Raw genomic sequence first — 25,960 nt, 5'->3', positions numbered from 1 at the left:
CATGCAGTACCAGCCCGAGCTCTTGACCGGGTTCGTCGCTCAGACCGGACTCATGGTCTCCGATCCGGTGTAACCCTCAGCTTTCTTGCTCGGTATGGCCAAGCGGATCGACTTCTTTGACGAACCCGACGCCCCGAAGGCCAATAGTTTGGTCCCTTCGGTCAACGTCATCGTCACTAACGACGCCAGCGACATCCTCATGATTCGTCGCACCGACAACGACAACTGGGCCGTTCCCGGCGGAGCTATCGATCTGGGCGAGTCCATCCCCCAAGCTGCCATACGGGAGACCTACGAGGAAACCGGCATTCAGTGCGAGATCACCGGTATCTCTGGCACATACTCCGACCCCCGCCACGTCATCCTCTACACCGGCAACGGCGAGGCCCGTCAAGAGTTCTCCCTCGTTCTCACTGCCAGCTACCAATCCGGTCAGCCCACTCCCGGTGATGAATCTCGCGAAGTTCGCTGGGTACCGTCTGGCGAAGTCAAGAAGCTAATCATGGACCGTTCAATGCGCCTACGTATCACGCACTATCTGGCTGGAAGCGGTATCCATATCGGCTAGCGCTAGGACCTTCCCGGCTAGCTGTTCACACGATGCGCTGGGCCTAATTTCTCCGTACTTGTTTTCAAGACAATAATCGTGACGAAGCATGAATCTCTGAATCTTGAAGATCAAATAAAAGCAATGCGTCATCGCTCGACTGGCGGCGATGGCGCGGATTGTGAAACGGGGAGATGGAGAGAATTTGTCATTGGAAGATAGCTGGGAAGCTGGGAGTGTAGTCGCCCCATTTGTGTGGGCATCGTTTGGCCTTGAGGCCTGAGCGACATGGGCAGATCTTATTCCGGTCAACCGGTCTGATATTTCTCCAATATTGCTCGTTGGCGACATCTGGTGCACCTGTCGTCAAAGCCACATCATCGATCATGCGTAGAGAAGCATCCAGGCAATTACGCAATACTTTGAGCGCTATAGTCGCTCCCTCTGCGGTCGCCGCTTGAACGGTCCGTTCTGCGTGGTTCTCTCTACCGTTCTTGATATGGATGGGCCGGCCAGCGAACCAAGTCATCATGTGTGTTCTCGTGTCATGGACAAGTGGTGGTGCGCTGAAGGCAAAACTGTTCCCAATCGAAGGGTGGACAGTGTTGCAGAGCCATTGATAAGCGGATTGCAGGTCACCTGAGGTAACTTTGGCGAGCTTCTCGACCTGCCCGAGAACGTTTGAACGTTGGAACCTTCCCCATAAACGCTGGAGCTCCGGCGCTCGATTATCAAACTTTGCTCCGAAGATAACTTCGTTAAGGATTGCCATGAGTGTCCCACGTCGTTTGAAGGCGTCAGCATCGGTCAGCGGGTGTCCGGCGCTTTTCATGGCATCCCACGCTGCAACAAGCTTACGGCCGTCGACCCAGTGTGCAGCCGCCGTCTCTATCAGAGGCCTAACGCACGCTGCCGCAGCAATCACATCATGCGCCTCAGTGAGCGCCATGGCAGCTCGTGCCAGCTGCCGTGCCCGCCATGCCGTCGTCAGCCACCAGGCCACCAACACCGTGTGAATTTCCACAAATAAGATGGAGTAAGCATCTTGTGGCCTCCAGTGCGCCACAGGTAACGCGTAGGCGTACTGTTCACCAGAGTCATCTGGAGAAGTAGAAATGAACGCCCATGTTTCGTCTCTGCTTACCTGAGACTGCAGCGAGTCAATAAAATGAGTAGGTGACTCGATACGACAGGCGATTAGACGAAGAGTGACAGTATGAGCTTCATTCGTAGCGCCAATATCGTCGAGAAATCCATTCAATGCGTTCCAGGCTTCAAGCCAATCTTGGTGCAGCTGTGCTTCAGATTTGTCCACTAGGCTAGACTAGCTGAGCATCGGCTCATGTGCCTGCCGGTTGATAGTTTTTATGCTGACGCGGTGCTCATGGAAACGCCTCTGAGGGGGCTATCGCTTGTCTAGCGACGCGTTTCGTTACCACCCGCTCGCGGGGCTGGGGCCCGGTCCGAGGGTGATGAGTCGGCTGCGAGCCTTATGTGAAAGGCCTGGGGATATCTCAGGGTCTTCTAATACTCCAGCCGTACTTAGTGGGTGTTTGATCCCGTAGATTCCGTCTGATTTGGGCTCAGGTGTCTCGCCAGGTCGGGGTGGATTCTCCAGTGAGGCGGCGGCTCATGAGGTCGATCATCGTGATGTGGATCATGGCTTCGGAGCTGGCCGGTAGGGCCTCGTAGTCGCGGGCCAGGCGACGGTGGAGCATGAACCAGCCCAGAGTGCGCTCGACCACCCAGCGGCGGGGCAGGACGGTGAAACCTCGGGTGCTGGGGTTGCGGCGGACGATCTGCATGTCGATGCCGAGGGCGGCGGCATGTTCGACGAGGTGCTGCCGATAGCCGCCGTCCACCCAGGTCTTGCGGATGGTGGGGTGGGTGGCGGCGATGCGGTCGATGAGGGTGGTGCCGGCGACCGAGTCGGGCACGGAGGCGGCGGTGACCAGCACGGCCAGCAGCAGGCCGAGGGTGTCGACCACGATGCTGCGCTTACGGCCGACGATCTTCTTGGCGGCGTCGATGCCCTGGTCGGCGGCGGGGACGTCGGTGAAGGTCTTGACGCTCTGGGCGTCGACGACGCAGGCCGACGGCTCGGGCGCGCGGCCCTCGGCGATGCGGACCAGGCGGTGCAGCAGGCCGCTCAGCTTGGTGAACACCCCTTCGTCGCACCAGGCGGCGAAGTACCAGTACGCGGTGGCCCAGGGCGGGTAGTCGTGCGGCAGGTAGCGCCAGGGGATGCCGGTACGGTCGACGTACAAGATCGCGTTCATGATGGTGCGCAGGTCATGCTCAGGCGGGCGGCCGATGCCCAGGGCACAGGCGAGGCGTTCGGTACGCCAGGCGGTCAGGGTCGGTTCGATGAGCTGCCAGCGGGCATCCGACAGATCGCTGGGGTAGCGGCGGCGTTCGGTCATGACCGTGGCGTAGCGCCGTATGGGGCTGCCGGCCAGAGGCGTATCGGTCAGGTCAGGCAGGTGAGGCGCCGCGGTCACCTGCCATAACAGCAGATGGCGGGCATTTTGGGATCAAACAGAAATCTGGGCGCAGAAGGTGTCCGCGTGCGTCTCATCCCCCTCGGGTGGCGCACGTCTGTTCCAGAGTCTCCAACTCCATCGACGCAGAGGTCGCGAAGAACCATCATCTTTCACCGCATTTATGGATCAAACACCCACTTAGAGGGCGTCTGAAAAGCTGGCGTTCGCGTAACTGCCCGGCTGTCTGCCGGTGTGCGTTGCTGGGCGTGGGAGGCCCCCATGCCCGACCCCCGACGCCCTTATCCAACCGATCTCGCCGACGCCGAATGGGCACTGCTGGAGCCGCTGATTCCCGCCCCCAAGTATGGCGGCCGCCCGGCGGTGCACGCACGCCGGGAGATCGTGAACGCGATCTCCTACTGGCTGCGGGCTGGCTGCGCCTGGCGGCTGCTGCCGCACGACTTCCCACCGTGGCAGACGGTCTACCACTACTGGCGGCAATGGCGGATCGCCGGCCTATGGGAAGAGGCTCTGGCGGTGCTGCGTGAGCAGGAACGCCTCGGCCGGGGCCGTGATCCCACACCGAGCGCCGGGGTCATCGACAGCCAGAGTGTGCGCGGCACCGAGCGCGGCGGCCTGCACGGCTACGACGGTGCCAAGAAGGTCCTCGGCATCAAGCGGCACCTGCTGGTCGACACGCTCGGCATCGTGCTGGGCGCCTGCGTGAGCCCGGCCAACGCCGATGATCGAGATGGCGCGATGGTGGTGCTGTCGCGCAGCATCGACCGCTTCCCGCGGTTGCATCATGTGTGGGCCGATCAGGGCTATCGCGGGGCCCGGTTCATCGGCTGGGCCGAGGAGGCGCTCGGGGTGACGGTGCAGATCGTGGTGCGCCGCGACGGCGGTATGCGTTCCACCTGGGCCAGGAACGACGCACCGCCGCGCGAGGTGCCGCGCATCGGGGTGATCCCGCGCCGCTGGGTCGTGGAGCGGACCTATGCCTGGCTGGGCCGCTATCGGCGTCTGTCACGTGACTACGAGTACCTGATCACGACCTCCGAGAACGTCATCTACACGGCCACTTGCATGCTGCTCCTGCACCGTCTCGGAGCGCAGCGATCATGACTTTTCAGACGCCCTGTAGTGATCTCTGAGGCGTTGACGCTGGTAGTGGCATCGTCGAGCACGGCTTTGATGGCGTAACCGCCATATGGACCACCGGCGAACATGGTGCTCATCGAGCGGTGGCTGGGTCAACGACGCGAACAGGCGACGGATCTCGTTGACGGAGACGACGATCGATCGGACACCGGCCTCCTTGTCCTTGCCCAGGCGCTCTGCCTGTTCATCTTGGTCAATCACGTCGTGTTCGTCCAGCAGTTCGGCTCGGGTGACGGCCAGGAAGGCCAGGGCCAGCATGGCCAGCGTCATATACCGGTACCAGGCTGGATGGAGCCGGACCTGGTAATGGTCGAGGGCGGCCTCGTTCTTGCCGGTCTGGAAGCACTCCTCGATCGTCCAGCGGGCGCCGGCCACGGCCACCAGACGGCCCAGGGGTACCGGGGCCGGGGTGTGGCACAGGTAGAAGGCCAGCTCGGTCGGCCTGCTGACGGAGCGGCGGATCAACAGCCGGTGCGCCGGGCCGACGGTGGCGATCAGTACCCAGTCATAGTGCCGTAGTCCTTTGGCGCCGTTGCCGCACAACAGCCGCTGCCAGGCCGTCCTGCCGAGCTTTTTGGCGATGACGTCGGCGCGGACCTTGCCCGCACCGATGGTGATCTGGTGGTCGCATGCCACGGCCAGCACATAGCTGAGCTGCTGGCTTTCCAGGAAACGGCGTAGTGGGCCGTTGTCGCCGTAGACCTCATCGGCTGTGACCCACCCAAACGGCACCCCGGCGGTGATGGCTCGTTTGATCATCGCCTGCAGCAGTTGCGGTTTGGTGGCGAACTCCACCTCCTGGGGGATGTTCGCCGTGGCGCATCGGTCGGCGTCGGCGATCCACGAGGTGTGGGGCAGGTAGAGCTCCCGGTCCAGCAGGGTATGTCCGCGGGGCGTGGCGTAGCCGAGGAACACTCCGATCTGACAGTTGGTGATCTTCCCGGCGGTGCCGGTGTATTGCCGTTGCACCCCGGCCGAACAGCGGGCCTTCTTCTCAAAGCCGGTGTCGTCGCCGATCAGGACGCCGTCGGAGGCGCCCAGGTGGTCGATCACGTAGTCGCGGACATCGTCACGGGCTCCGTCGGCGTCCCATTTCGCATTGGTCAGTAGTCGTTGCATGCCGTCGAGGGTGGCTTCGCCGGCGTATTCGGCCAGTGACCAGCCGCTCTTGCGTTCCACGCCGGACAGCAGTCCTTCGATGAAGGAGCGGGCGCGCAGGCGCACTTCCCTTCGTTTGAACCGGCCCGCGATGTGGGCGAACGCGTTATCCAAACCGGCCTGTAGGCGAGTCGCGCCGAGGTGTTCTACTCTGGCCAACGCGGCTACCGCATGATCTTCAGTTCCATCACACCTGAATGATCACAGCGGTGGCCGTCCGTCGTAGTTGTGGCCCTATCCTCACAGGTTCACATGCGCACGAACTGCCCCGCCTCACGATCTGCGGCTGGAGTACTAGTAGTGGCCACGAACACGATCGTCACCGACACCTGCCGGGCATGGGCCGCCAGCAATCACCAGCCTGCGGCTGGACGAGGGGTGCGGGAACTGTCCTCAGGAACAGCCCCCAAGCTCGTCTGGGACAAGCCTCCCCGTGAACGCTTTCATGATCAGCAATGAAGGATCGTCAATCAAGAAACGATCTTGATAAGGGTCTTGCTTGGATATGATTGATCGGTTGTTCTCGCAGCCGATGGCGAGTATAGAAACAGGAGTGAGGATGGCTGACAACTCAGAGGTTCTTGCCAGCTTCCTTTGGTCGGTCGCAGATCTGCTTCGTAGTGAATTCAAACAGTCCGACTACGGCAAGGTGATCCTTCCGTTCACTGTTCTGCGTCGTCTCGATTGCCTCTTGGAGGCGACGAAAAAGGATGTTGTCGAGGCCGTTGACCGATCCGGCGGCGGTGACTTCCCGAGCCATGAGGTGCTCATGCACCTCTCCGGGCAGCCTTTTTATAACACCAGCCCGGTGTACCTTCAGCAGGCACTCGACGATCCTAGTAGAACGGCCTACCTGCTGCGTCGCTACCTCCATGGATTCTCGTCGAACGCGCGAGAGGTCTTGGAGCGCTACGAGTTCGATCGGATGATCACTCGCCTCGACGAGGCTGGCCTCCTATACATGGTTGTCAGCAAGTTCCTTGTCCTGGACCTCGGGCGGACGATCACTGAGCGTCAGATGGGCTCCGTCTTCGAAGAACTGGTGCGTCGTTACGCGGAACTATCCAACGAGACCGCGGGTGAGCACTTCACACCTCGCGACGTCGTCCGCCTCATGGTCGATCTCGTGATATCGCCGGACGCAGACTTGCTTACCATTGCTGGTGCTCATCGCACCGTCTTCGATCCGGTCTGCGGGACGGGCGGTCTCCTGAGCGGGGCTGCGGAGCGTATCGAGGAGCTGAACCCTCATGCGGCGGTCACTCTCTATGGCCAGGACATCAACCCCGAGTCGTGGGCCATATGCCGATCAGACATGATGATGAAAGGCCGCTCTCCGGATACCATTGCCTTAAGGGACATCTTCCAGGGGGACAGACACGAGGACGGCAGGTTCGACTATCTCCTGGCCTCACCCCCTTTCGGCGTTGACTGGAAGAGATCTTCTAGGTTCGTTCAGCACGAGCATGCGCATCTCGGTTTCAGTGGACGATTCGGCGCAGGTTTGCCGCGCATCAACGATGGCTCTCTGCTGTTCCTCCAGCATATGTTGGCCAAAATGAAGCCCGTCGGTGACCAGGAGGCTGACGGGAGCCGCCTCGCCATCGTCTTCAACCGATCGCCGATGCATTCCGGAATGGCCGGATCGGGGGAGTCGAACATTCGGGAATGGATCGTTAAAAACGACTGGCTGGAAGCGGTAATCGCGCTTCCCGAGCAGCTTTTCTACAACACTGGGATCCCGGTCTATCTCTGGATCCTGACCAACCGGAAAGCGGCCGAGCGCCGAGGGAAAGTTGTTCTCATCAACGCCCAAGAGGCTGCGCAAAAGATGCGCCGCTCCATCGGTGACAAGCGGAGGTACATCGCTCCGGATCAAGCAGCCGAGATTGTCCGCCAATACAGAACCGCACTTGAGATCGCGCGTGACCCTCAGCATCCGGAATCCGCCAAGGTGAAGGTGCTAGAGAACGAGGAGTTCCTTTACCGCAGAATCGTCATTGATCGTCCGCTGCGCCTGCGTTACGAGCTGACGGAGGAGAGCCTAGCCCAACTTTCGGACTCCCGGGTGTTCAGGAATATCGACGACCCCGACGGGCTGCTCGATGCGCTGCGCTCCCTGGTGGGATCCGTCTGGAAGACCAGGGCAAAGGCGTTCGGAACGCTACGCAGCGTGGCCAAGGAGAAGGGGCATGTCTGGCCCAAAGGGGTCGCCTTCGAGAAGGCTGTTCGCAAGGCTCTCGGCGTCAGAGACGTCGAGGGTGAGGTGCAAAAGGACAAGGGGAAGGTTGAGGCCGATCCCGAGCAGCGCTCCTTCGTGGAACTTTCCCTGAAGGAGGACCTTGAGGAGTACCTCCGGCGCGAAGTACTCCCCGATGTGCCTGATGCGTGGATCGATCACACGAAAACAAGGAACGGATGTGAGGTATCACCCGCGCATTTCTTCGTCCCTGAGGTCGACGGTCCCCACGCCTTTCTCCGGCAGTACGTGCGAGTGGAGACAACGAGGATGACCCAGTACGTCGGGGACGAAGACGCGGGAATGCCTTATCTACGAGTGCAGGATCTTCACGTCGTCGACTCTGCAGTAGAACTGCCGAGCGTGTCCGAAACCGGCTTAGTCATGACTCCTTGTGGTGGCGGCGATCTCGTCGGACGTCCTGGGAACTGGCGCCATCTCCCACAGAGCTTCGGCGAGGCTGCCACCACCATGTTCGTCCTGCATCCCCTGCCAGGGCGCGGCCGGACTCTGTGCGAATGGCTCAACTCACGTAAGGACAACGCGCAGTTTCCCAGTACTCGGGATCTGATGAACCTGCGGGTTCCTATCGACCTCGTTGAGGACGAGGAGATCGATGGACTCCTCGAGGACGTGCAGGACGGCCGCCGCAAACTCAGGTCGGCGACCTCGGAGATCCTGCCAAACGTTTTCGCAGGGAAGGAAGCGGACCTAGCGCGGCTGAAGAGCGAGATTCGATCCTCGGCCTACGAGGCCCGGCTGGTCGGTGATCTCGTGCGCCCACTCGAGGACCCGATCTGGAGGGCTGAGTGGAGCTATCCCTTCCATCTGTCCGCCCTGGCCCGCCGGTACCGCATCAGCACCCATCCGGCCGAACGGAAGGATGGCCTTCTCAAGCTCGGGGAAGGGATAGCGCGGGTGCTTGGCATTCTCGCGCTTGCCGAGATCGTCGCCCTTGAGGGGTTCACCAGCGCGCTGCGTAGGCGGTTCCGGACTGGCGCCACCTTCGGGACATGGCTGACGCTCATCGAGAAGTTCGTGAACGAAATCGATTCCCCCCGCCTTGCGGAGCTCGCCTCTCTGAATGAAGTCGAAGGCACACGCTCCCTGCTGGATGCCGTTAAGACTTCCAGAAACGACACTCACCATGCGCACGGCGTGCGCTCCCACCATGAGTTAAACGAAGACGTCGAAAATCTGGAGCCCCTCGTGGTCTCGGCGATTTCCTCGGTCAACTGGTTGTCGGGAACGCCCTGGGAGTGGGTGGACCGGTGTGAATACATCGACGACTCGTTCTATCGGGTCATCGGTTCGCGTCTCCGTGGAAGCCACCCGAGCTGGGAGCCCTTCGAGCGCGTCAGCACCTATCCGCTGCGGCCCAACCGTATCTACGTGGACAGCACCGTCGGCACCCCCGTCGATCTCTGGCCCTTAGCCACGGTGAGTCTGTGCCCTGAATGCCGAGTGCGTGAACTTTTCCTGCTCAACCAGTGTCAAAATGACACCATTACCCTGCGGAGTCTGGAGGAGCACGAGCTTGAGATCCCCTATTCCGGGTCGGACTGAGTGATCGACGGCGCAATAGGCGGTCAGTGCGTCGTACGGCAGCAGCGAACGATTAACGTCGGCGGTGATTCATCTACCAAGCACGACATCTTCGTCGCGCAGCGCTCAGTCCGACCAAGAAGTGCAATCGAGAGGAGGTTGGGGGATCGGAGGCAGGTCCAGGTCCGCGAGCACTGCGAGCGCCTCGGGAAACGGCTCAATGAACGGACCGTGCCGGACTGGCCGAGCGCCATCGAAGCTACGCTGGGCGGCGAGGCTGCGTGGATCGAGAAGACCGGTGAGCCGGTAGTGACGCCACAGGACGCGCGGACCGGCGTTGATGGTGAAGAGATCCGGTCGGCGCCAAACGACGAGTGCCCAAGTGCCGTTGGAGGACGTGGCCCAGGCGCCGACGAGACCGGAAGCCTGAGCGGCCGCAACGGCCTGGAGGGCGACGAGTTGTGCGTTGCTGAAGGTGCCGGTGACGTGCAGTAGACGTTCTGCGTGCCGATGCACGTCGTGGCCCTGTTCCGCGAGCGTGTGCACAGCGTCGGCGAGAGGGTCTGCCTGGACTATCTCGGCTGCGAGCCTTTGGACCGCGTCCGGGCTCAGCGCCGGGCCGAACGCGTCCCGCAGTAGTTCGCTGTACTGCTCGACGTACTCAGGTTCGGCGGCGGGGAGGAGGTGGTCCACGACGGTGATGGCCTGGGTGAAGGCGACCGTGGCAGGGGTGCTGACGTGGCGGGGCGCGTGGGCGCGAAGCACCGCGAGACCGACCGCCGCCAAGCTGCCCAGCTGTGATTCCACTTCGGCGGGTGGCGTGCCGACGCCCAATTCGCATACGGCGTCGGCAAGGAGATTGAGCCAGGCGCGGTCGTCGCGGTCCCAGGCGCCCGCCGCAGCTGTCCAGAGCAAGAGCCTGGTGACGAGCATCCGCTCTGGAAACTCCAATGTCGGCGCAACCCGGGTCAGCCGCTCGGCCCATCGCTGGTAGCGGCGGCGTAAACCGACATCGCTGGTACGCAGGTCAGGAAGGGCTGCGATGGCCGCGGGCTGGTCGGCCACGGTCTCCGGATCGTCACTGTCGAGCCCGGCGTCGGCGTCATCTGCGAAGTGCTCGTCCCAAGACACCGGCAGCAATTCCTCGTAGGCGCTTTCCTGCTCGGCTGGGAGGGAAGACAGGCCGAGGGCGAAGCGCAGCAGCGGCGTTCCGAGTCGTCCAGCGCATTCGTCCAGGTAGGCCGCCCCGCTACTGGTTCGATCGGAGACGACCTCGACGCGCGCTGTTTCGGCTGACGCTGCCGGGGTGGGAGGCCGGGTCAGCGTGGCGGCGAGGGCACTGAGGTCGGTGAGGAACTTGTCCGCCAAATGCGGATCGGCGAAAAACTGGTTGGGCCGAACCGCCGGCGCGGAGGTGCCGGTGAGGCCGTGCCGGTTCTGCGCGTGGGAGGGGTCGACGACGGGGACGACATTGCTGCGGCATACCTCGCCGTCCACGGTGGTAACGAGGCGGAGTCGACTGCCGCCGTCTGCGAGCAGGGGCAGCAACACTTCGGCGATGTCGGCGGACACCTCACCGATGCGTTCCCATGTCTCGGGCGGGGCTGCGGCGGCGGACAGCTCCAGGTATCCACCGGTGCGCAGCGTGCGCGCGAACATGACATGTAGGCCCTGCTCAACCCGGGTAGCTCCGAGCAGGAGCGGCCCTTTCCTCTCGGCCCGCGAGCGGATCGAGAACTTCAGCGGGCGCAGGTCAGCAGTGGATACGGGGACGCCCTCAGGCATGCGTGAGGCGTCGATCGGCGTGATGATGCCGAGCTCACAGTTGCCGCCGTTCTCCAAGGAGGTGGACAGCGCGGCAGCCGAAAGGTTGGGGCTGCCGGTGAGCGCGTATCGGCGGCCTTTGATGACCCACTCGATGAGCTTGCCGTGTCGGTAGCGGGGTTCGTCGTCGAGGCGGACGTCTGCGCCGAGTTGGGTGGCGAGATCGGTGAGTGCCTGGCCGTCAAGCTCGGTGAAGCCAGGCTGGAAGCTGACGACCAGCCGTTGCGGCCTCATGCGCTCGACCAATCGGCGCAGAGTGACGGCGCCGGGATCGTGGAACGGCGCGCACACCGCGAGTTCTTCGACCGGGCCAGTGGGGAGCTGGTTCATGATGGGCTGCTCGCTGGACGACACCAACCGAAGTTCCGGGTACATGGGCTCGGCCTGCTCCCGCAACGCCGCAAGACCGTTGGCGACCCGGCGCAGCGCCTCCGGTACGCCCGCGGAGAACCGGACCCGATCCGGCAGTCCGGACAACCACGACGCAAGCTCACCGAACAGATCGGGGACGTGGTCTTGGTCGGCTCGCAGCACGGTCCACAGTTCCGCGTTGGCCTGCCAGCCAGCGAGCGTGACATTCCCGGATCCGATGGCGACGGTGGCCCGCTGGGCGCCCACCAGCACCACCAGTTTGGGGTGGAAGGCTCCGCCGCACACGGCCTGACCGGGTAGGTAGGTGCGCCCGGCGCGGCGTACGGCCCGCGGGTCGACCACGCTCATCGCGGCATCGCCAACCAGGGTCACCCGTGCCCCACACGCCTGAGCGACCCCTAGCACCACCGTCTCAAAGAAGCCGAGATCGGTGGTGAAGCTGAGGAACAGGGCCTCCTCGGCCTGCCGGTCGCCGTGCCGTTCCTCCTCTATCAGCAACGTCAGCGGGGAGGCGAGTTTAAGGTCCGCCAGTGGCTCAGTCAAGGAGCACCTGCCCGGCACCGGTCACCCGCCAGGTCCCGCCGACCAGTTCGAGCACTCCGGCACCGGCCAGCACGGAGGTGAGCTGTGCCAGCCTCAGACCCACGTCACCACTCCCTTCCTGGCTGGTCTGATGGAGCAACCCGTCACGTTCGTGCAGCCGAGTGGGTAACCACAACGTTCCGTCCGGTCGTCGGCGGGCCTTCGACAATGCCACGCGCCGACCGCGGGTCAGCAAGTCATCGGTGAGCCGGCGGGCGAAATCCCGCATCGAGCCGGACCGTGACTCGGCCAGTCGCCAAGCCATCCACTCGGGGCCGAGTTCCACACCGCGTTGCCCGAGGAAAGCGTCGCGTACCCGGTCGGACAGCTCCACCACCCGTCGAGTACTGACGATCAGTACTGCAAGCTCGCGTACCGGGATGGGCAGGTCGCCTGCCCGCAGCTGCTCCTCGGCCGGAGCAGGGGCGGAGGTCGAGGTGACGGTGGCGGGCAGCCCCGCCATGAACGCGGCCAGAGTCCCGTCCGGCATGCTATCGGCGAACCGTTCGGCCAAGTCCTCGACGGACATCAGGCCGACGACCTCTGACACGAGCCACGACCACAGGCGTCGCCAGGCGCCGACCGCGTAGTTGCGTAACACACCCCACGCCAGACCGGCGCCGTATCCAACGAGGCGGCTACGGGGTCGCTCGTCAGGAAGTCGCCGTACGCGATCACCGGTCTGACATCGTTGGTCACATCGCCGATCTCGTGAGTCCCCATCACCCGCGCGAGCAGCCGGATCGTGTCCCGTCTAACGAACCCTGCGGCTTCGGCGGGCTGCTCACCGGGCAGGCACAGCAGGCTCGCCAGCCACGTCCCGTCGGCCGCTCCGCCGCCGGCGCACACACATAGGTGCGAGTGGCCGCGCAGTTCGTCCACGGTGAGGCGCGGGCGGACCGCCAGCTCAAGGATGCCGTCGAGCCCGGCGATCACCTGATCGGCCGCGCAGGCGGGACCTGGGGTTGGCATGATCGCGGATGTGAGGATTCCGAGGGAGATCTCCGAAGCCGCGTACGGATTCCAGAAGCCCCACACGTTGCGCACGTAGCCACCCTTCACCGGCTGCGCAGCCTCGGCCATGACTACCTCGCCGCTTTGCAGCCGAGCCGCGAGGGCGTCGAGGCCGTGTGCCCGTGGCAACCCGATCTCAGCGTGATCGTGTGCGTACGACACCGCCGCCATGGCCACCTCACAACGGCGCAGCAGGTCTTGTGCCTGCTGGAGGGACAGCCCGCGGCGCTCCGCCTCGATGGCGACAAGGGCGTGCAGGCTGTAGTAGCGGGCGTGCGGCGTCACCGTTGTCACACCCGGCACCAGCAGGCCGGCCATTCGCATGATGTGCCGCTCAACCGACAGCGGATACCTACCTGCGGCGACGTCGAGCCCGCTGGTGCTCCATGCGGGGCCCTGCGTCATATACATCGAGGCCTCCCGGATCTTCGATGCTGTGAGACGCCGACACTATCGAGTACGTCCGCTTGATGGCAGCAGATGGTAAGAAGACTGTTGCTCAGAGAGTATGGCGCGAAATGCGCCGAGCCGCTGATGAGTGGGAAAGCCAGCGGGATGCACGCCTTCGCGTACCGAAAGAACCTGCTTGTGGAGAACACCGAGAGCCTGGTGGAGATCGTGTCCACGGAAGTGGTTTACAGCAACGCCGCCTTACATAACCACGTAGCGACAGTCTGTATCCAATTTTGGCTCGCTTGGAGCAATCGGGCTGGGTCGATAGCCATTGGGAAGTGATCGATCAAAAGACGGAGGGGCATCCCCGGTGCCGCTACTACTGCCTGACGCGAGACGGTGCGGCTCAGGCCTGTTAAATTTCACAGAGACCTTTGAGCGTCTGGCTCCGAGAGGGCGGCTCTTCGGCAATGGAAGCCCGGGAGCGGTGACTCCGTGAATGAATTCGTTGCCTTACTGTTATTCGGGGTGACTGCTGTTGTCCTCCCCTTGCTCGTGGACGAGTTCGCCGACTGGATGCCATGGGGCGCACGGTGTCTCATCGCTCGCGCCACCCGACGCCCCCAGTTCAATCGCGTGCGTGATACCAAGAGGAGTGGCTTGCGGAGCTGACTGCTCTTCCGGGCGGGAAGCTTAACCGGATCCGCTTCGGGTTCATCACCCTTTTCGGGTCTTTCAGCCTGAAGAAGGCGCTCGCCGAGGCCTCCGCTCACAAGCTGGTGCAATTGGTCAACCTTGATCGCCTAAATCCGACTGAGTTCGAGCTTCTGATCGGTCAGCTATTCGCTGCAATGGACTACAAGTCAGAAGTTGTCGGAGGACGTGGTGATCTTGGAGTAGACATCCTCGCTCGTGATCCTCGCCCGGCTCGTGGTCGGCGCGTTGTCGTTACAGGTCAAGAAGTATCAGAGGATGGTTGGACTCCAGGATGTTCGGTCACTCCTCGGGGCCGCCAAAGAACACAAAGCTAAAAGGGCATTCCTCGTGACAAGCTTCTATTTTGGGAAGACTAGCCTTGAGCTTGCCGTTCATTACGGACATCTCGAACTCATCGATGGAGCTGCCTTGCGGGATCTCATGGCTGAGCACCTACAGCTGGATCTCCGTATGAAGTCGTAGGATAAGCAAAAATGATGTCCTGGTGTGCGCGGTCTCAGCTTCAGGATGGGGCCGCCGCTCTCCTTAACTGGACTCTAGCCTGGCATAACAATCTTGTTGAGGCATGCTTCCCTAACCTAAACAGAGAGTATTATAGAGATCGATTTTCGGGTCGTACGTCATGGGGAGATGTTATAAATGAGCACTCGCTGTTCCAATGGTAGAGCATCGATAACGAAGCCTGTCGAGCGAGAACTGTTCTCGCGTGCCTCTGGATATTGTCAGAAACCTGATTGTTGCCGAGAGCTGTTTGTTCCGGTAGGAGAGAAGATCATTAGCTTTGCCGAGATGGCTCATATTGTAGCGGCGGAGATCGATGGGCCCCGAGGTGATAGTGCTCTAAGTAAGCCCGAGAGAGCTGATTCTTCAAATCTAATTCTTTTGTGTCCAGCGTGTCACACGCTTATTGACAAAGCTGCGGACGAGTTTCCTGTCGAGATGTTGGAGAAATGGAAGATTGATCACGAGCGGCGTCGTCAATCCTTGTTCAATGTCGCAAGATATTCATCGCGAGAAGAGGCTCGCAGTGCATTCACGAAATTAGCGAGCGGAAATCGTCAGATTTTTGATAATTACGGACCTTACTCCAAGCTTTCGGAGGATCCGGAGAGTGAAGGAATTCGTGATTGGCGGCGACAGGTCTTGGAGCATATCATTCCCGTAAATCGACAGATTATCGGATTACTGGATGCAAATACTCATCTTCTAACGAAAGGCGAGTTGGAGATACTAGCGCTTTTTAGAGTTCATGTGAACGACTTCGAAGCTCGGCATGTTCACGGACATATCGAAGTTGGAAGTCAGCGCTACCCTGATAGTATGGATGACATTCTAAGGTAGGCTTCTTATGAATAAAAAAACACTTCGCATGACGGACTATGTTCGGCGTGCACTCGAGAAACATAGTGCGGTCTCTAATGCCTCCGAAGTCTCCCCGCAGAGGCTGTTCATTGAGCGCCGAACGAATTTTCATCCAATGTTCCTAGTGGAGCAAGAACTCCCCTCTATATCCATTTTTGTCACATCGAAACCAATGCTAGAGGCCGTCCATGTCCAAGCTATAATCGCAAGCAATCAAGGTTTAGACGCCATTGTCAACACTGGAAAATGGGGTAGATATACTTCTGAAGCCAAGGAGTATGCTAACAGTCAAGGCGTATCCCTATTTAACTACAGGCAGCTCTTGGGTGCTCTCGAACGCGATGATGAAGAGTTTCCTGTCTATGAGCGAACCGCAATGCGTGTGGCCAGGCAGAGTATTTCACGGCATAGTAAAGTGGTGCGCGTTGAAGATGTTGCCCTTTATGAGTTGCGAGTGCATCGCAAGAATCTCTCCACAGTGCGAGTGGCCTTTACTGAGATCTATATCCTAGGGATAGCTGACCTTAGGGAAATTCTTGAAGAATTTCCCAATATTGATGCTATAGTCAATCTCAGCCTGTGGAATTACTACACTAAGGAGGCGAAGGGTAAGGCGAAAGAATATGGCATCGGGCTTTTCGAACTAAAGGAGTTTCTGGGTGCGCTCAACTATGCTGGGGATAGCTTCATTAGTTATGGAGATCCGGAGGCTGGCTGGTGACTTTTTCCCCGACGCTGCTAGAACAAGCTGGTATCTGTTTGGATCTGCGCTCAGTGGCAAACGGGGAGGGGCTCCAGTTCAAGACGTCGATCTCATAATCATCTATGATGAAGGTGACTTGGAGCGCGTGCTGGCGCTCAGGAGATGTCTACAGAATTCGGATTTTCCATATGAGCTAGATGTGGTCCTTCTGACGAGAACGGAAGAGCGACGGGCCGAGTTCATAGCTTCCGAGCGAGCCATGCTGGTTTGGCAAGGATAGGCGATGTGCCTGATAGCCTTCGCCAGCAGCAATGATGCAAATTATAGAGCGCAGCTATGGATTAACATTCTCTTGAGTCGAGCTGGGCATTTTGATGAGTAGGCTACGAGCTTTCGAAGCCATAGCGATCGGCACATATGCCGGGCTTGGCCAACGGCTCGATTGGCCAGCTCCTCTGAGGCGACCGGGGAACGCGGCCGAACCAGGAACACAAGGCGGACCACGTCGTTACGGACGTACTTCGGGCCATAGAGGTCCTGTGTGGCGAACGTTGACCGAGAGGCCGCGCGCAGCTTGGGGAGTGCTGTACAGCAGCGCTGTACAGCAACACCGTCTTACGGGACTACATCTCATCGCGCCGCATCTACCACCTGACCAGCGCGGAAGCCCTCCGACCAGGATCTTGCCCTTCCCTACGGATCAGAAGGTTAGGGGTTCGAGTCCTCTCGGCCGCGCCAGGCGAAAGCCCGGGTCATCAGCCGGTGAGCTGGGCTTTTTCGTGCTCTGGATCAGCTGTTGGTGTCCGGCTGTCTCCGGTTGATCGTGCCGAATACGTGCCGAAGGTTCAGCCCAGAACTTCGCTGATCCGGCGCATGGAGACCTCGTCCTGGCCCACGAGGCACTTGGCGTAGGTGCGCAAGAGCACTTCCACGCTGTTGCCTGCCCACTCGGCCACCTGCTTCGGCGAGATGCCAGCGTTGAGCCAGGTGGATAGGCACGCATGACGGAAGTCGTAGACGCGCTTCGCCAGCGGTGAGCCGTACTCCTCCGGACTGAGGGCGGCGCGGCGGGCCTTGTCCCAGATCCGCTGAATGGTGCTGGTGGCGAGCACGCCACCGTGAGCGCCGTAGAAGACCCGCCCGTCCGGACCGGCGCCGAAGGTCTTGAGGCGCTCGCGGAGGATGGTGACGAGTTCGGAGGCGCACGGCTTCTTGGCTCTTGCTCTGTCGGCGTTCCGCTCACCTGTGCTTGGCCCTCACCAGTTCTCCGGTCACCGGGCAGGGCAAAAGGAGCGCACCGCGGCAAGAAGAACCGGGGCGGGCAGGAGCGGAGACGGGGCGGTCAGTTCTCCGGGTCAGGGAGCAGGATGGAGGGGAGGGAGGTGTCGGGGTGCAGGCGTAGTAGTTGGTAGAGCATGCCGCCCACTCCCGGCATCAGACCTGGGCTGAAGGCGTCACGTGAAAGGCCACTCACCGGGCCGTGCTCGTCCATGCTGCCGATCATGTACGCGGCGAGGTACTCCGGAGTCAGCTCTTCGGGCCCGACACCCACATCGATCGCGTGGCGCACGATTTCCCAGTTGCCGAGGTCTCCGTGGCAGAGCGTGTGGTTCCAGCCGATGCCCCTCGACCAGGACGACGCGGCGGCCCGGCGCAGCACGTCCGCCCAGCGCGGGTCACCTTCGCGGGCCAGCCGGTCGGCCGCGACGAGGCCGATGCCGGCGGCTCCGTGGCACCATGCGCTGGAGGTCACGCGAAGGTCGTCCACTTCGCGCAGGTCACGCCAGCCCTTCTCCGCCGGGTCGTACAGTGACTCCTCGTACAGAAAGGCCCTGTCTGCCAGGGCGCGGAAGTCCGCAGCGCCGGCCGTGGCGCTGTCGGCGAGCCGGGCCAGCGCCCAGGCGATCCCGGTGGCGCCGTGTGAGACCCCGCCTAACCCTTGTGGGAACGCGGTGCTGGGCCAGCGTGCTCCCCGGTCGTCGATGTGGGCCAGTGAGAGCAGGCGCTCCCCGATGCGGTCGGCCTGCGTGGACCACTGCTGGTCACCGGTCTGTTCCGACAGGCGGAGCAACGGCACGATGGCGCCTGCCATGCCGGTGAGCAGGTCGTACACCCCGTCGGCGGCCACCGCCTCGGGCAGTTGCCCCGCCAGGGCGCCGGCCCGGGCGACCGCCTCCTCCGAGCCGACGGTGCCCAGCCTGCGCAGCAGCAGCCAGCTCCAGATTTGCGAGCCGATGCCGACATAGCCGCCTGGGGTGGCGGGGCGGCGCCGCGGCCCGGTGCGGCGTACCTCCGCGTCGCGCTCCTCGGCCAGCCTGATCGTATGGAGGAGATCGGCGAGCAGCCCGTCCAGCCCCGGCACCTCGTCGGCCCTGCCCTGCCCGGTCTCACTCACGTAGGCGGCCAGAGTGATGGCGACCCCGTACGCCCCGCCGTACACGTCGGGAGACAGCGACTGTACGAACCAGCCGTCGGAGGTGAGCACCGGCGCGGTCCAGGTGGCGGTGCCGTCGTCGCCCCGGACCGCCGTGTCAAGCATGCTGCGGGCGATCCCGGCCGCGATCCGGCGCCGGCGCCGCTCGAGGTCCTGGTGCCGGATGAGAGGTACGGTCATACGCTTGTTGGCAGGCATCCACCCTTCATTGAGGTAGGCGCTGACCAGAGCGGACCGGATCACCTCGCGGTCCAGGGCCGCGTCGCGGTCGTGCCAGCGCCGCAGCGCGTCCGCGATGAGGTCCTGCTCGTCTCCGTACGAGGTTCCGCCGGGGCCGTCCAGACGGCCACGAGCAGGGGTCGTGGCGAAGAAGGGGACATCGCCGACCAGCAACTCGGCCACCTCGGCGTCGATCACCTCGGGGTCCGATGGCGCGCCGGGCAGGTTCTCGGCATGCTGGGCCAGCAACCCCGCCGCCCTGCCCATCGCGGTCGGCTCGTCGTGCAGTGAGGCCGGGTGCCACAACATGCGGGCCAGCTCGGCGTACGCCTCGGTGGCGCGGAGCACGACCCGGATCGGACGGTCGGCGAAGTCCGTGAGCAGCCCGGCGAGCTCATCCCGCCGATCCAGCATGTCGAGGTGCTCGACCAGCTCGGTGAATCCGGACAGCACCAGGTCCCAGTAGTGGACGAGGATCGGATCGGGGCTCGGGTGGTTGCTCACCGCTCCCAGCTCGACCCGTTCCATCCCCAATCTCGCCATGTCCGTGCCCGCGTCGACGACGACCGGCACCTGCGTGTACGGCTGCTGGCCAGGCAGGCCTCCGACGGCGGACATGTCGACGCCGCGCCAGGCGAGCGAGACGCCGCGTCCGGGAAGGAGTCCAGTGCGCAGCACCGATCCGCTGAGCAGGTCGGTCGCCTGGTCGACGGCGTCGCCGTATCCGGACGGTTTGGCCGGGACGTGCGGGGTGAACAGCGTCTCGCAGTCGACGACGACGGGCGCGGGACCGGCCGCGATGAGGTTCTCCATGTGCAGGTCGCTGCCGCCGATCAGCCGCATCAGCGCCAGCCAGTGCCCGACACCGCGGTAGAAGGACCGCAGCTCCGTCTCGTCGGCGCAGTAGCGGTGCTGGATGTGCTCCGCCCAGCCGTACCCCTGGCGAATCAGCACGTCGGGTACGCGGATGCGGCTGCCGGCGGGCAGCTGGGGTGCCAGGCGGTCGATCAGCCGCGCCAGCGCCTCGTCCACGGCGAGGGACCGGGGCTTGTAGACCACCTTGCCCTGCGAGCCGTGCAGAACGGCGACGCTGTGCCCTCCGCGATGGCTGTCTCCCGTTCCGAAGTCGACTCCGACCAGCTCGCCTCGGAGACCGCCGGGCAGTGCGGTGAGCGCCGCGCGGTCGGCGGCGAACCTGCGGGCCAGTTCCACGGCCGCGGCGCACCTGTTGTCGATGATCGTGCCGAGCCGGGACAGCATCGTGGGGTAGTGCCCGGTCAGGGACAGCCAGAACTCGGGCGTCGCGGCCGTCGCCTTCCACTCCTGCCACCGCAGCTGCGGCGTCTCGGCTGTCAGTCTTCCGCTGATCCTGGCGGCGTTGAGTTCCAGCAGCAGGACCCTGTTGACCTTGAGGCGGACGGTCTCCTCCAGCGCTTCGGCGGTTCTCTGGCATATCAGCCGGGCCTCCGCCTCCGTGAGGCCGGGGATCGATCCCAGTGTGGCGGACAGCCCGGCCAGCGCCGGTGCGGTCAAAAAGTCCAGCGACGGGTCGAAGTCCCCGGCCATTCGGATCATCCTTCCTTGATCAGCAGCAGAAGCGGCTGCAGGTGCACGAGCTCGCCAGCCGGGTGTCCAGGGCCGTCAGCGTGATCTCCGACTCGGCGTAGTCACCGATGAACAGCGGGCCGGCCGGGTTGTCCCAGCCCTCGACGTCGGCTCCGCTGCGCCACGCGGAGACGATTTCCTCAGAGCGTTCCAGGGTGATAGGCATTCTTACTCCCTCCATGACCAGGCGTCCCGATCAGCGTTAGTCAGCCGATCGAAAAAATCAATACATAGCGGGCGAAATATAGACTTGTCGGCATTCAGCAGAAATGGCGAAAGCTGCCGTTGACTGTGACGGAGCTTGCCCAGACGCCGACGGGATGTCCGGAACGCGCGAGCGAGACCGGCCACCCTCTACACCACCGGCCCACACCCACCAAGAGGACGACAGCGCACGTCAGGGGTTTCGTCCCGCAACGGGCCATGACCACCACCTCGGCGACGGCGCTCATGTGCGGGACGACCCAGCGAACCGCTTTCATACGGAAGGGGAGGCCGCGAGAAGGTTTCCGCTGTTCGGGAGTGCGGCAGACGGCGGCGAACAGCCCCGACCACGGGCCGTTCGGCGACATTTCCCGCCAATGTACCGGAGATTCTCCATATATTGCGGGCGACAATTATTGCGATTTATGAATAGAGCCATCCGGCGGCGCGCCGCCCCGGCCCGAGCACCCCTCCCTCCACGCGCAGCACATGATCCACCACTTGGGGCGCTGTGCGGCCGTTCACTCATGTTCGCCGGATCGCCCTCTCCCCGCCCGCTCGGGGCTCTCCCATCGGCTTCGCGTCGGCGGGAGGCGGCGCGGCGAGTCCAGGCCCGTCGTACGGTGCGGCACCCGGCGAACGCTCACGGACAGCCATCAGGCGGTCACTGGACGTACCGGACAAGCCGAACTAACTAAGTTGATGTAAGGCAACTATTTTTCCGATGGGAGATGTCCCGTGGGAACGAGCGCCGCTCGATCGCCCGCCTCCGTGGCCACGCCGGGGCCTCACTACAAGTGGATCGTCCTGTCGAACACCACCCTGGGTGTGTTGATCGTCTCGATCAACATCTCGATCATGCTGATCGCGCTTCCCGACATCTTCCGCGGCATCGGCGTCGATCCGCTGCAACCTGGCAACACGGGCCTGCTGCTGTGGCTGATCATGAGTTACATGGTGGTCACCGCCGTCCTGGTGGTGACCTTCGGCCGTCTCGGCGACATGTACGGCAAGACCCGTAGGGGCGGTTAGTGTGGATTCTGCGGCGGGGATGCGCGTGTGTCCGCCGACGGCGAGAGGTAGATGAGCTGAGTTGATCGAATTTCGTGTGCCTGTAGCGCTCGCTGAGGGGCGATCGCGGGTGGGCCGACGTGATTTGGTAAGGCTCCGAAACGCTCTTGTCAGAGGGCCTCTGAACCGTGATCCTGTGCGCTCAGCGCTTCGTCATGCCGAATACGTGCCGAAATCCGGGCTATCGGCGAGCTGATCGCTACGTTTCCTCTGGTCAGAGGGCGCGGACTTGGTTTGTGAGGCTTCCTCTACGGATCAGAAGGTTAGGGGTTCGAGTCCTCTCGGCCGCGCAGCAGGTCAGAGGCCCTCCGGGATCATCCCGGAGGGCCTCTTTCATGTCCGTACAGCAGCGAAATACGGCAACGCCGTAAGCCGTCACCCTCGACCTCCCTTCTGACAGTCGTGGTTCGGCAGGCCATCATCCGGATGAGATCGGTAGCCGAATCTCTCGAGCTCGACCGGTGCATCGCTGGCATCGCCGAACAGGAGACGGCGACTGGTCGACGGCGACAGAGCCGAGCAGGCTCATCGAACCTGCCATGTCTCTGGGTGTACGTATGGTGTCGTGGAGGCAGCCCGGACCTCACATGGATGCGTCGGCGGTCAGAGCTGATCGGGTGGTGCGTCGAAGGTCTCCGCGGCAGGGACGGCCGTGAGCGCGTCCGCCAACTGAGGCAGTGAGGAGATGACGACCGAGCCGTCGGTGACGGCGAGGCGTTTGCGCTTGGCGTGCTTGCTGACCACGCCGATCGCCTGGGTTCCGGCGTCTTTCGCCGCGAACATGCCCTGAGGGGACAGACTGACCAGCGCGCAGTCGGATGGTTTCGCACCCAGTGCCTTCACCGCCTGCCGGATCAAGGCGGTACCGACCGGTTCTCGCGAGGAAGGCCGCCGCTGCTCGCGTCCGATGATCGGCCCCACCAGGTGCCGCAGACCGTGCGCGTCGAGGTAGGACTCCATGGCTGCACGGCAGGTGTCTCCCACCACGGCGACGGGCCTGCCGCCGACCTGGCAGGCTCGCAGTACCTCATGTGCCCCCGGCGTAGGTGTGGCCGTCTTGGCCGCAGCCATCTCCGCATCCCGGACGATCTCCTCGGCTTCGGTACCGTAGGCCCAGCTGACGTTGTGGGCATATGCCAGCATCCCCAGCGGGTCGGTCGAAGTAGAGGTTAGGAGCGACATTCGGTGCCCCTGATCGAAAAGCCGGGCTCGGATCCTTTCGGCGATCGCGGTGGTGTCCACGTCGGCGAAGAGGTCGCAGAGCGTGCCGTCGAAGGGGAACAGCACGGCGCGGGTGTGTTCCATGACGCGGATGACGTGGGGGCGTACCCTCGTGCTCGTCAATCGGGACCCTCCTGATCATGGTGTCGTGGCCGATCGTATGTGTGACTGTACGATCTTGGAAACGTTCGGATGAACGGTGTTCGGCGCCGCCGCTTGCATGATCACGAGCCGCCGCTGTGGTAACTGCCGCTGGCGCGAGGTGTTCGACCACCACAACAGCCGCTACCTGAAGTGCACCTTCGGCGATGGGGCTCGGGGTGGCCACGGTGCCGCCGCCGACTGCCGCGCCTGGTGGCTCGGACACGTGAACCACAAGTGGAAGGAGAAGACGAATGGCTGGCCTGCGCCTCAACGTGCGTGCCCGCCAAGTTTGGCAGGGACAAAGAACTGCGTCTGACTGCCAAGGAGTTTGACCTGCTGTGCATCCTGGTTCGTGACGCCGGGAAGGTGGTCACCCGCGAGCAGATCATGCGCGGGGTGTGGAGGGTTGAGCGGTGAGCTCCACCAAGACCCTGGACATGCACGTCTCGTGGGTGCGCCGCAAGCTTGGCGATGACGCCATCTGGCCTTCCTCCATCGTCACCGTGCGGGGTGGTGTCGGCTTCCGTTTCGACGGGGCTGCCGAGATCGTCGGCGGCCCGGTCCCGCCTGAGCTGGCCGGCGCGCGCTGGCCCTGGCCCGCGCCCTCCTGGCCGACCTGCGGACGATGGCCGACCAGGCGGAGAGGCGCCTCGCCAAGTTGGAGCGCGTCGCCGAGGAGGTGACCTCCTACACCGAGGTGGCCGAGGTGGCCGAGGTGCCAGCCTCGCTGCCGCTGCTGGTGCGCGAGGCTCGCCGTGCCCGCCACCTGAGCCAGAGAAAAGCAGCCGACCAGATCGGTGTCTCTTTGGCCCCTGTCTCTCGAATTGAATCTAGTGAGGGCTTCTACATCGACAGCGCCCTGTCCATCCTGCGGTGGCTGGACGCAGGGAAGGAGAATCGTGGCTGACAGTGATGCCGCTTACCTCCACCAGGCCCTGCCGGTCCTGGTCACCTACACACGCCAGGTCGTGATGGCCATGGATGTGGAACGGATGCGCCGGGCCGCCGAAGAGGCCGACCTGCCTGCCGGACAGGTGGCGTTCCTGGAGGCCATGCGGACGTTTCAACGGGCCGTCCGCGGGCTCCAGGTGGACGAGGGGGCGCTGGGGTGAACGCGGCTGAGGAGGTGACCGCGCTGGTCACCGAACTCGCCGAGCTGCTGGAGCGCCTGGAGGAGTTGCCGGCCGAGCCGGTCGCCGATCCCACCACGGGCACCATGAGCCACCACAAGGTCACCGGCTCGCCCGCGCCCTGGCGCGCCGAGGCCGGACCGATTCTGATGGACATCCACGAGGGCGTCCGCCGTCTGGAGGCGAGCCTGCGCCGGGAGGTCGCCGGGCACCTCGGTGCCCGGCGCGGCGGGTCCGACGCCAACACCGTGGCGGCCCTCGCCTCGATCGCCCGCCTCGATCGCCCGCCTCGATCGCCCGCCTCGTTCACCCCACGTCCTGCGGACGCTGCCGACGCCGCGCAGGCGGCAGCCGTCGCCGGGTTCCTCCGGCATGCCGCGGCCGACACCCGGCGACTCCTTGATGGCCGGGAGGTCAGACCGGACCTGGCGCCGTGGGGGCAGGAGTTCCTGAAGAAACAGGCTCAGGAGCAACGGCTGGGCGACATGGAGCGGCGGCTACAGGCACTGGAGGCCGGAACCGCCCGGATCAACGCTTTGGGTTTGGGTTTTCTTGGTTGGGTTATGCAAGCGCCATGCCTATCCGTAATCCATTGAGATGACGGGTGAAAATAGGGCCGTCCCTTGTCTGGAGACGGCCCTACTTGGTCGGTAGCGATGTGTCTGATCGTCAGCGGCGGATGCCGGTGGCCCAGTTGTTGTGGCCTCCGTAAACCTCTGCTTCAAAATCGCGCATGTCGACGGTGGCCCATCAGTACCAGCGTTGGCCGGCGCCGCCCCAGCAGTCCCACATTTGCAGGGGTGCGCCGGGGGGCAGTCTGAAGTCTCTGATGTCGATGCAGAGACCGTTCAGTTCGCTGCGTAGGAGGCGGCCGTCCCAGTACCAGCGTTGGCTGGCGCCGCCCCAGCAGTCCCATGTTTGCAGAAGTGCGCCGCGGGCTGGGTTGGCGTCTTTGATGTCGATGCAGAGGCCGTTCAGTTCGCTGCGCAGGAGGCGGCCGTCCCAGTACCAGCGTTGGCCGGCGCCGCCCCAGCAGTCCCATGTTTGCAGGGGTGCGCCGTGGGGGAGGCTGAAGTCTTTGATGTCGATGCAGAGACCGTTCAGTTCGCTGCGGATAAGAGGGATCGCCGCCGCGGCCGGTGTGGCCGGCAACAACCCAAAGGACAAGAGGATGGCCACCAGCGAGCAGGCGACGTAGCGACGGACTCGTTGGAACGGACTCAAGGCATTCTCCTTGATGTGATGGACTGACCACCAGATGCTCGGAAATCCCGCTGACCGCCGGCGTCCGCACGGATGGGTGTGCTGTACCGGCTCGGCTGTCGAATGATCCGTTTCGACCTGGCCGGACGAATGGGGATACGCGTTCAATCCGCGCCACTGGTGACGAGGATCCTCGGGATTTGCATCCTCCATTCCTGGCCAGGTGGGATGAAGCCATCGGATGGACCAATCCGGCGCTTCTTCTCTTAGATCGTTCGGGTCATGAGCGAGTACATGAAATCTACCTGTGAGGGGGAGTAATGTCGCGAGTAATGTCCTGATCAGGTCAGGGCGAGGCGATGGGCGTGGCGGGCGGGCCGGCTTGTGCGGGAGGGCCGCAATGGAAGATCCGGACGGGGGCGCGATGTCGCCGGTTCGCAATTATCGCCTGTCGCCTTGTTTATGGCCGCTCACAGGACGATAAAAGACATTGACCGTTCTGATGTCGTCAATGAAGCGTCCGGATCCCCATGGCCTGCCTGTCATAGGCCCGGTCGGCGTAGGTACCAGTAAGACACGACCGGCCCAGGAACTACTGTCCCATCTCGGCGGCCTCGGGGGCATGCGCT

At 63.2% G+C, this 25,960-nt stretch carries 22 protein-coding genes and 2 pseudogenes; 13 read left to right on the top strand and 11 right to left on the bottom strand.

What is annotated here, in order from left to right:
• Positions 1 to 94: 94 nt before the first annotated feature.
• Entirely contained in the window at positions 95 to 568 is a 474-nt protein-coding gene (locus tag AB0N02_RS20450; RefSeq protein ID WP_363948646.1) for an NUDIX domain-containing protein, read from the top strand.
• Between the two features lie 187 nt (positions 569 to 755).
• Here the strand turns inward: AB0N02_RS20450 and AB0N02_RS20445 are convergent, their stop codons facing one another.
• Positions 756 to 1,862 carry a hypothetical protein gene (locus tag AB0N02_RS20445; RefSeq protein WP_363948643.1) on the bottom strand — a complete coding sequence of 369 codons (1,107 nt, stop codon included), beginning with the start codon at positions 1,860 to 1,862 and terminating at the stop codon, positions 756 to 758.
• A gap of 268 nt (positions 1,863 to 2,130) precedes the next feature.
• Positions 2,131 to 2,970, bottom strand: a complete 840-nt coding sequence (locus AB0N02_RS20440) for an IS5 family transposase (RefSeq protein ID WP_363948640.1) — start codon at positions 2,968 to 2,970, stop codon at positions 2,131 to 2,133.
• 339 nt (positions 2,971 to 3,309) lie between these two features.
• On the opposite strand from AB0N02_RS20440, the gene AB0N02_RS20435 reads away from it, so the two are divergent.
• Positions 3,310 to 4,155: an IS5 family transposase gene (locus tag AB0N02_RS20435; protein WP_363948637.1), complete on the top strand. Its 846-nt coding sequence runs from the start codon at positions 3,310 to 3,312 to the stop codon at positions 4,153 to 4,155.
• 249 nt (positions 4,156 to 4,404) lie between these two features.
• Here AB0N02_RS20435 and AB0N02_RS20430 read toward each other — a convergent pair.
• Positions 4,405 to 5,463 (bottom strand): annotated as a pseudogene (locus tag AB0N02_RS20430) (IS701 family transposase); the annotation flags it as partial.
• Between the two features lie 445 nt (positions 5,464 to 5,908).
• Here AB0N02_RS20430 and AB0N02_RS20425 point away from each other — a divergent pair.
• Positions 5,909 to 9,154 (top strand): class I SAM-dependent DNA methyltransferase, encoded by a 3,246-nt coding sequence (locus AB0N02_RS20425; protein ID WP_363948635.1) that lies wholly within the window; start codon positions 5,909 to 5,911, stop codon positions 9,152 to 9,154.
• A gap of 105 nt (positions 9,155 to 9,259) precedes the next feature.
• Here AB0N02_RS20425 and AB0N02_RS20420 read toward each other — a convergent pair whose 3' ends face one another.
• The 3 genes from AB0N02_RS20420 to AB0N02_RS20410 are packed head-to-tail and all read right to left on the bottom strand — an operon-like array spanning position 9,260 to position 13,336.
• The gene (locus AB0N02_RS20420; protein ID WP_363948632.1) at positions 9,260 to 11,872 is read right to left on the bottom strand and encodes a hypothetical protein; all 2,613 of its coding nucleotides are present in this window, start codon (positions 11,870 to 11,872) and stop codon (positions 9,260 to 9,262) included.
• On the bottom strand, positions 11,865 to 12,461 hold the full coding sequence (locus AB0N02_RS20415) for a hypothetical protein (protein WP_363948630.1): 597 nt from the start codon (positions 12,459 to 12,461) through the stop codon (positions 11,865 to 11,867). The genes AB0N02_RS20420 and AB0N02_RS20415 overlap by 8 nt, the downstream gene beginning before the upstream one ends.
• Entirely contained in the window at positions 12,440 to 13,336 is an 897-nt protein-coding gene (locus AB0N02_RS20410) for a hypothetical protein (protein WP_363948628.1), read from the bottom strand. Before AB0N02_RS20410 ends, AB0N02_RS20415 begins: the two co-directional genes overlap by 22 nt.
• A 263-nt stretch (positions 13,337 to 13,599) precedes the next feature.
• On the opposite strand from AB0N02_RS20410, the gene AB0N02_RS20405 reads away from it, so the two are divergent.
• The 5 genes from AB0N02_RS20405 to AB0N02_RS20385 all read left to right on the top strand — a co-directional run bounded on the left by AB0N02_RS20405 (position 13,600) and on the right by AB0N02_RS20385 (position 16,118).
• The gene (locus tag AB0N02_RS20405) at positions 13,600 to 13,737 is read left to right on the top strand and encodes a helix-turn-helix transcriptional regulator (RefSeq protein ID WP_363948657.1); all 138 of its coding nucleotides are present in this window, start codon (positions 13,600 to 13,602) and stop codon (positions 13,735 to 13,737) included.
• Between the two features lie 432 nt (positions 13,738 to 14,169).
• Positions 14,170 to 14,349, top strand: a complete 180-nt coding sequence (locus AB0N02_RS20400) for a hypothetical protein (protein ID WP_363948626.1) — start codon at positions 14,170 to 14,172, stop codon at positions 14,347 to 14,349.
• Positions 14,291 to 14,497 carry a restriction endonuclease gene (locus AB0N02_RS20395; RefSeq protein WP_363948624.1) on the top strand — a complete coding sequence of 69 codons (207 nt, stop codon included), beginning with the start codon at positions 14,291 to 14,293 and terminating at the stop codon, positions 14,495 to 14,497. Before AB0N02_RS20400 ends, AB0N02_RS20395 begins: the two co-directional genes overlap by 59 nt.
• A gap of 177 nt (positions 14,498 to 14,674) precedes the next feature.
• Complete coding sequence (locus AB0N02_RS20390; RefSeq protein WP_363948622.1) at positions 14,675 to 15,376, top strand: HNH endonuclease; 702 nt, start codon at positions 14,675 to 14,677, stop codon at positions 15,374 to 15,376.
• A gap of 145 nt (positions 15,377 to 15,521) precedes the next feature.
• The gene (locus tag AB0N02_RS20385; RefSeq protein ID WP_363948620.1) at positions 15,522 to 16,118 is read left to right on the top strand and encodes a hypothetical protein; all 597 of its coding nucleotides are present in this window, start codon (positions 15,522 to 15,524) and stop codon (positions 16,116 to 16,118) included.
• An 827-nt stretch (positions 16,119 to 16,945) separates the two neighbouring features.
• Here AB0N02_RS20385 and AB0N02_RS20380 read toward each other — a convergent pair.
• The 3 genes from AB0N02_RS20380 to AB0N02_RS20370 form a co-directional block, all read right to left on the bottom strand.
• Entirely contained in the window at positions 16,946 to 17,212 is a 267-nt protein-coding gene (locus AB0N02_RS20380) for a hypothetical protein (RefSeq protein ID WP_363948618.1), read from the bottom strand.
• A 230-nt stretch (positions 17,213 to 17,442) separates the two neighbouring features.
• Positions 17,443 to 20,328: a type 2 lanthipeptide synthetase LanM family protein gene (locus AB0N02_RS20375; RefSeq protein ID WP_363948616.1), complete on the bottom strand. Its 2,886-nt coding sequence runs from the start codon at positions 20,326 to 20,328 to the stop codon at positions 17,443 to 17,445.
• A 10-nt stretch (positions 20,329 to 20,338) separates the two neighbouring features.
• Entirely contained in the window at positions 20,339 to 20,524 is a 186-nt protein-coding gene (locus AB0N02_RS20370) for a DUF6229 family protein (RefSeq protein WP_363948614.1), read from the bottom strand.
• Between the two features lie 776 nt (positions 20,525 to 21,300).
• On the opposite strand from AB0N02_RS20370, the gene AB0N02_RS20365 reads away from it, so the two are divergent.
• Positions 21,301 to 21,594, top strand: a complete 294-nt coding sequence (locus AB0N02_RS20365) for a hypothetical protein (protein WP_363948612.1) — start codon at positions 21,301 to 21,303, stop codon at positions 21,592 to 21,594.
• 642 nt (positions 21,595 to 22,236) lie between these two features.
• Here the strand turns inward: AB0N02_RS20365 and AB0N02_RS20360 are convergent.
• Positions 22,237 to 22,977 carry an HAD family phosphatase gene (locus AB0N02_RS20360; RefSeq protein ID WP_363948610.1) on the bottom strand — a complete coding sequence of 247 codons (741 nt, stop codon included), beginning with the start codon at positions 22,975 to 22,977 and terminating at the stop codon, positions 22,237 to 22,239.
• A 318-nt stretch (positions 22,978 to 23,295) separates the two neighbouring features.
• On the opposite strand from AB0N02_RS20360, the pseudogene AB0N02_RS20355 reads away from it, so the two are divergent.
• From AB0N02_RS20355 to AB0N02_RS20340, 4 genes and pseudogenes are all read left to right on the top strand, one after another.
• Positions 23,296 to 23,537 (top strand): annotated as a pseudogene (locus tag AB0N02_RS20355) (helix-turn-helix domain-containing protein); the annotation flags it as partial.
• Between the two features lie 86 nt (positions 23,538 to 23,623).
• Entirely contained in the window at positions 23,624 to 23,905 is a 282-nt protein-coding gene (locus tag AB0N02_RS20350; protein WP_363948608.1) for a helix-turn-helix transcriptional regulator, read from the top strand.
• Complete coding sequence (locus AB0N02_RS20345) at positions 23,898 to 24,110, top strand: hypothetical protein (protein ID WP_363948606.1); 213 nt, start codon at positions 23,898 to 23,900, stop codon at positions 24,108 to 24,110. The genes AB0N02_RS20350 and AB0N02_RS20345 overlap by 8 nt, the downstream gene beginning before the upstream one ends.
• 14 nt (positions 24,111 to 24,124) lie before the next feature.
• Positions 24,125 to 24,724 carry a hypothetical protein gene (locus tag AB0N02_RS20340; protein ID WP_363948604.1) on the top strand — a complete coding sequence of 200 codons (600 nt, stop codon included), beginning with the start codon at positions 24,125 to 24,127 and terminating at the stop codon, positions 24,722 to 24,724.
• 154 nt (positions 24,725 to 24,878) lie between these two features.
• Here the strand turns inward: AB0N02_RS20340 and AB0N02_RS20335 are convergent, their stop codons facing one another.
• Complete coding sequence (locus AB0N02_RS20335; protein ID WP_363948602.1) at positions 24,879 to 25,352, bottom strand: ricin-type beta-trefoil lectin domain protein; 474 nt, start codon at positions 25,350 to 25,352, stop codon at positions 24,879 to 24,881.
• Positions 25,353 to 25,960: the final 608 nt, after the last annotated feature.

This window comes from Streptosporangium sp. NPDC051022, from assembly GCF_040683035.1.
GTDB lineage: Bacteria > Actinomycetota > Actinomycetes > Streptosporangiales > Streptosporangiaceae > Streptosporangium.
Note: the sequence above shows the minus strand (reverse complement) of the source record. Positions and strands in the feature narration are given on the sequence as shown.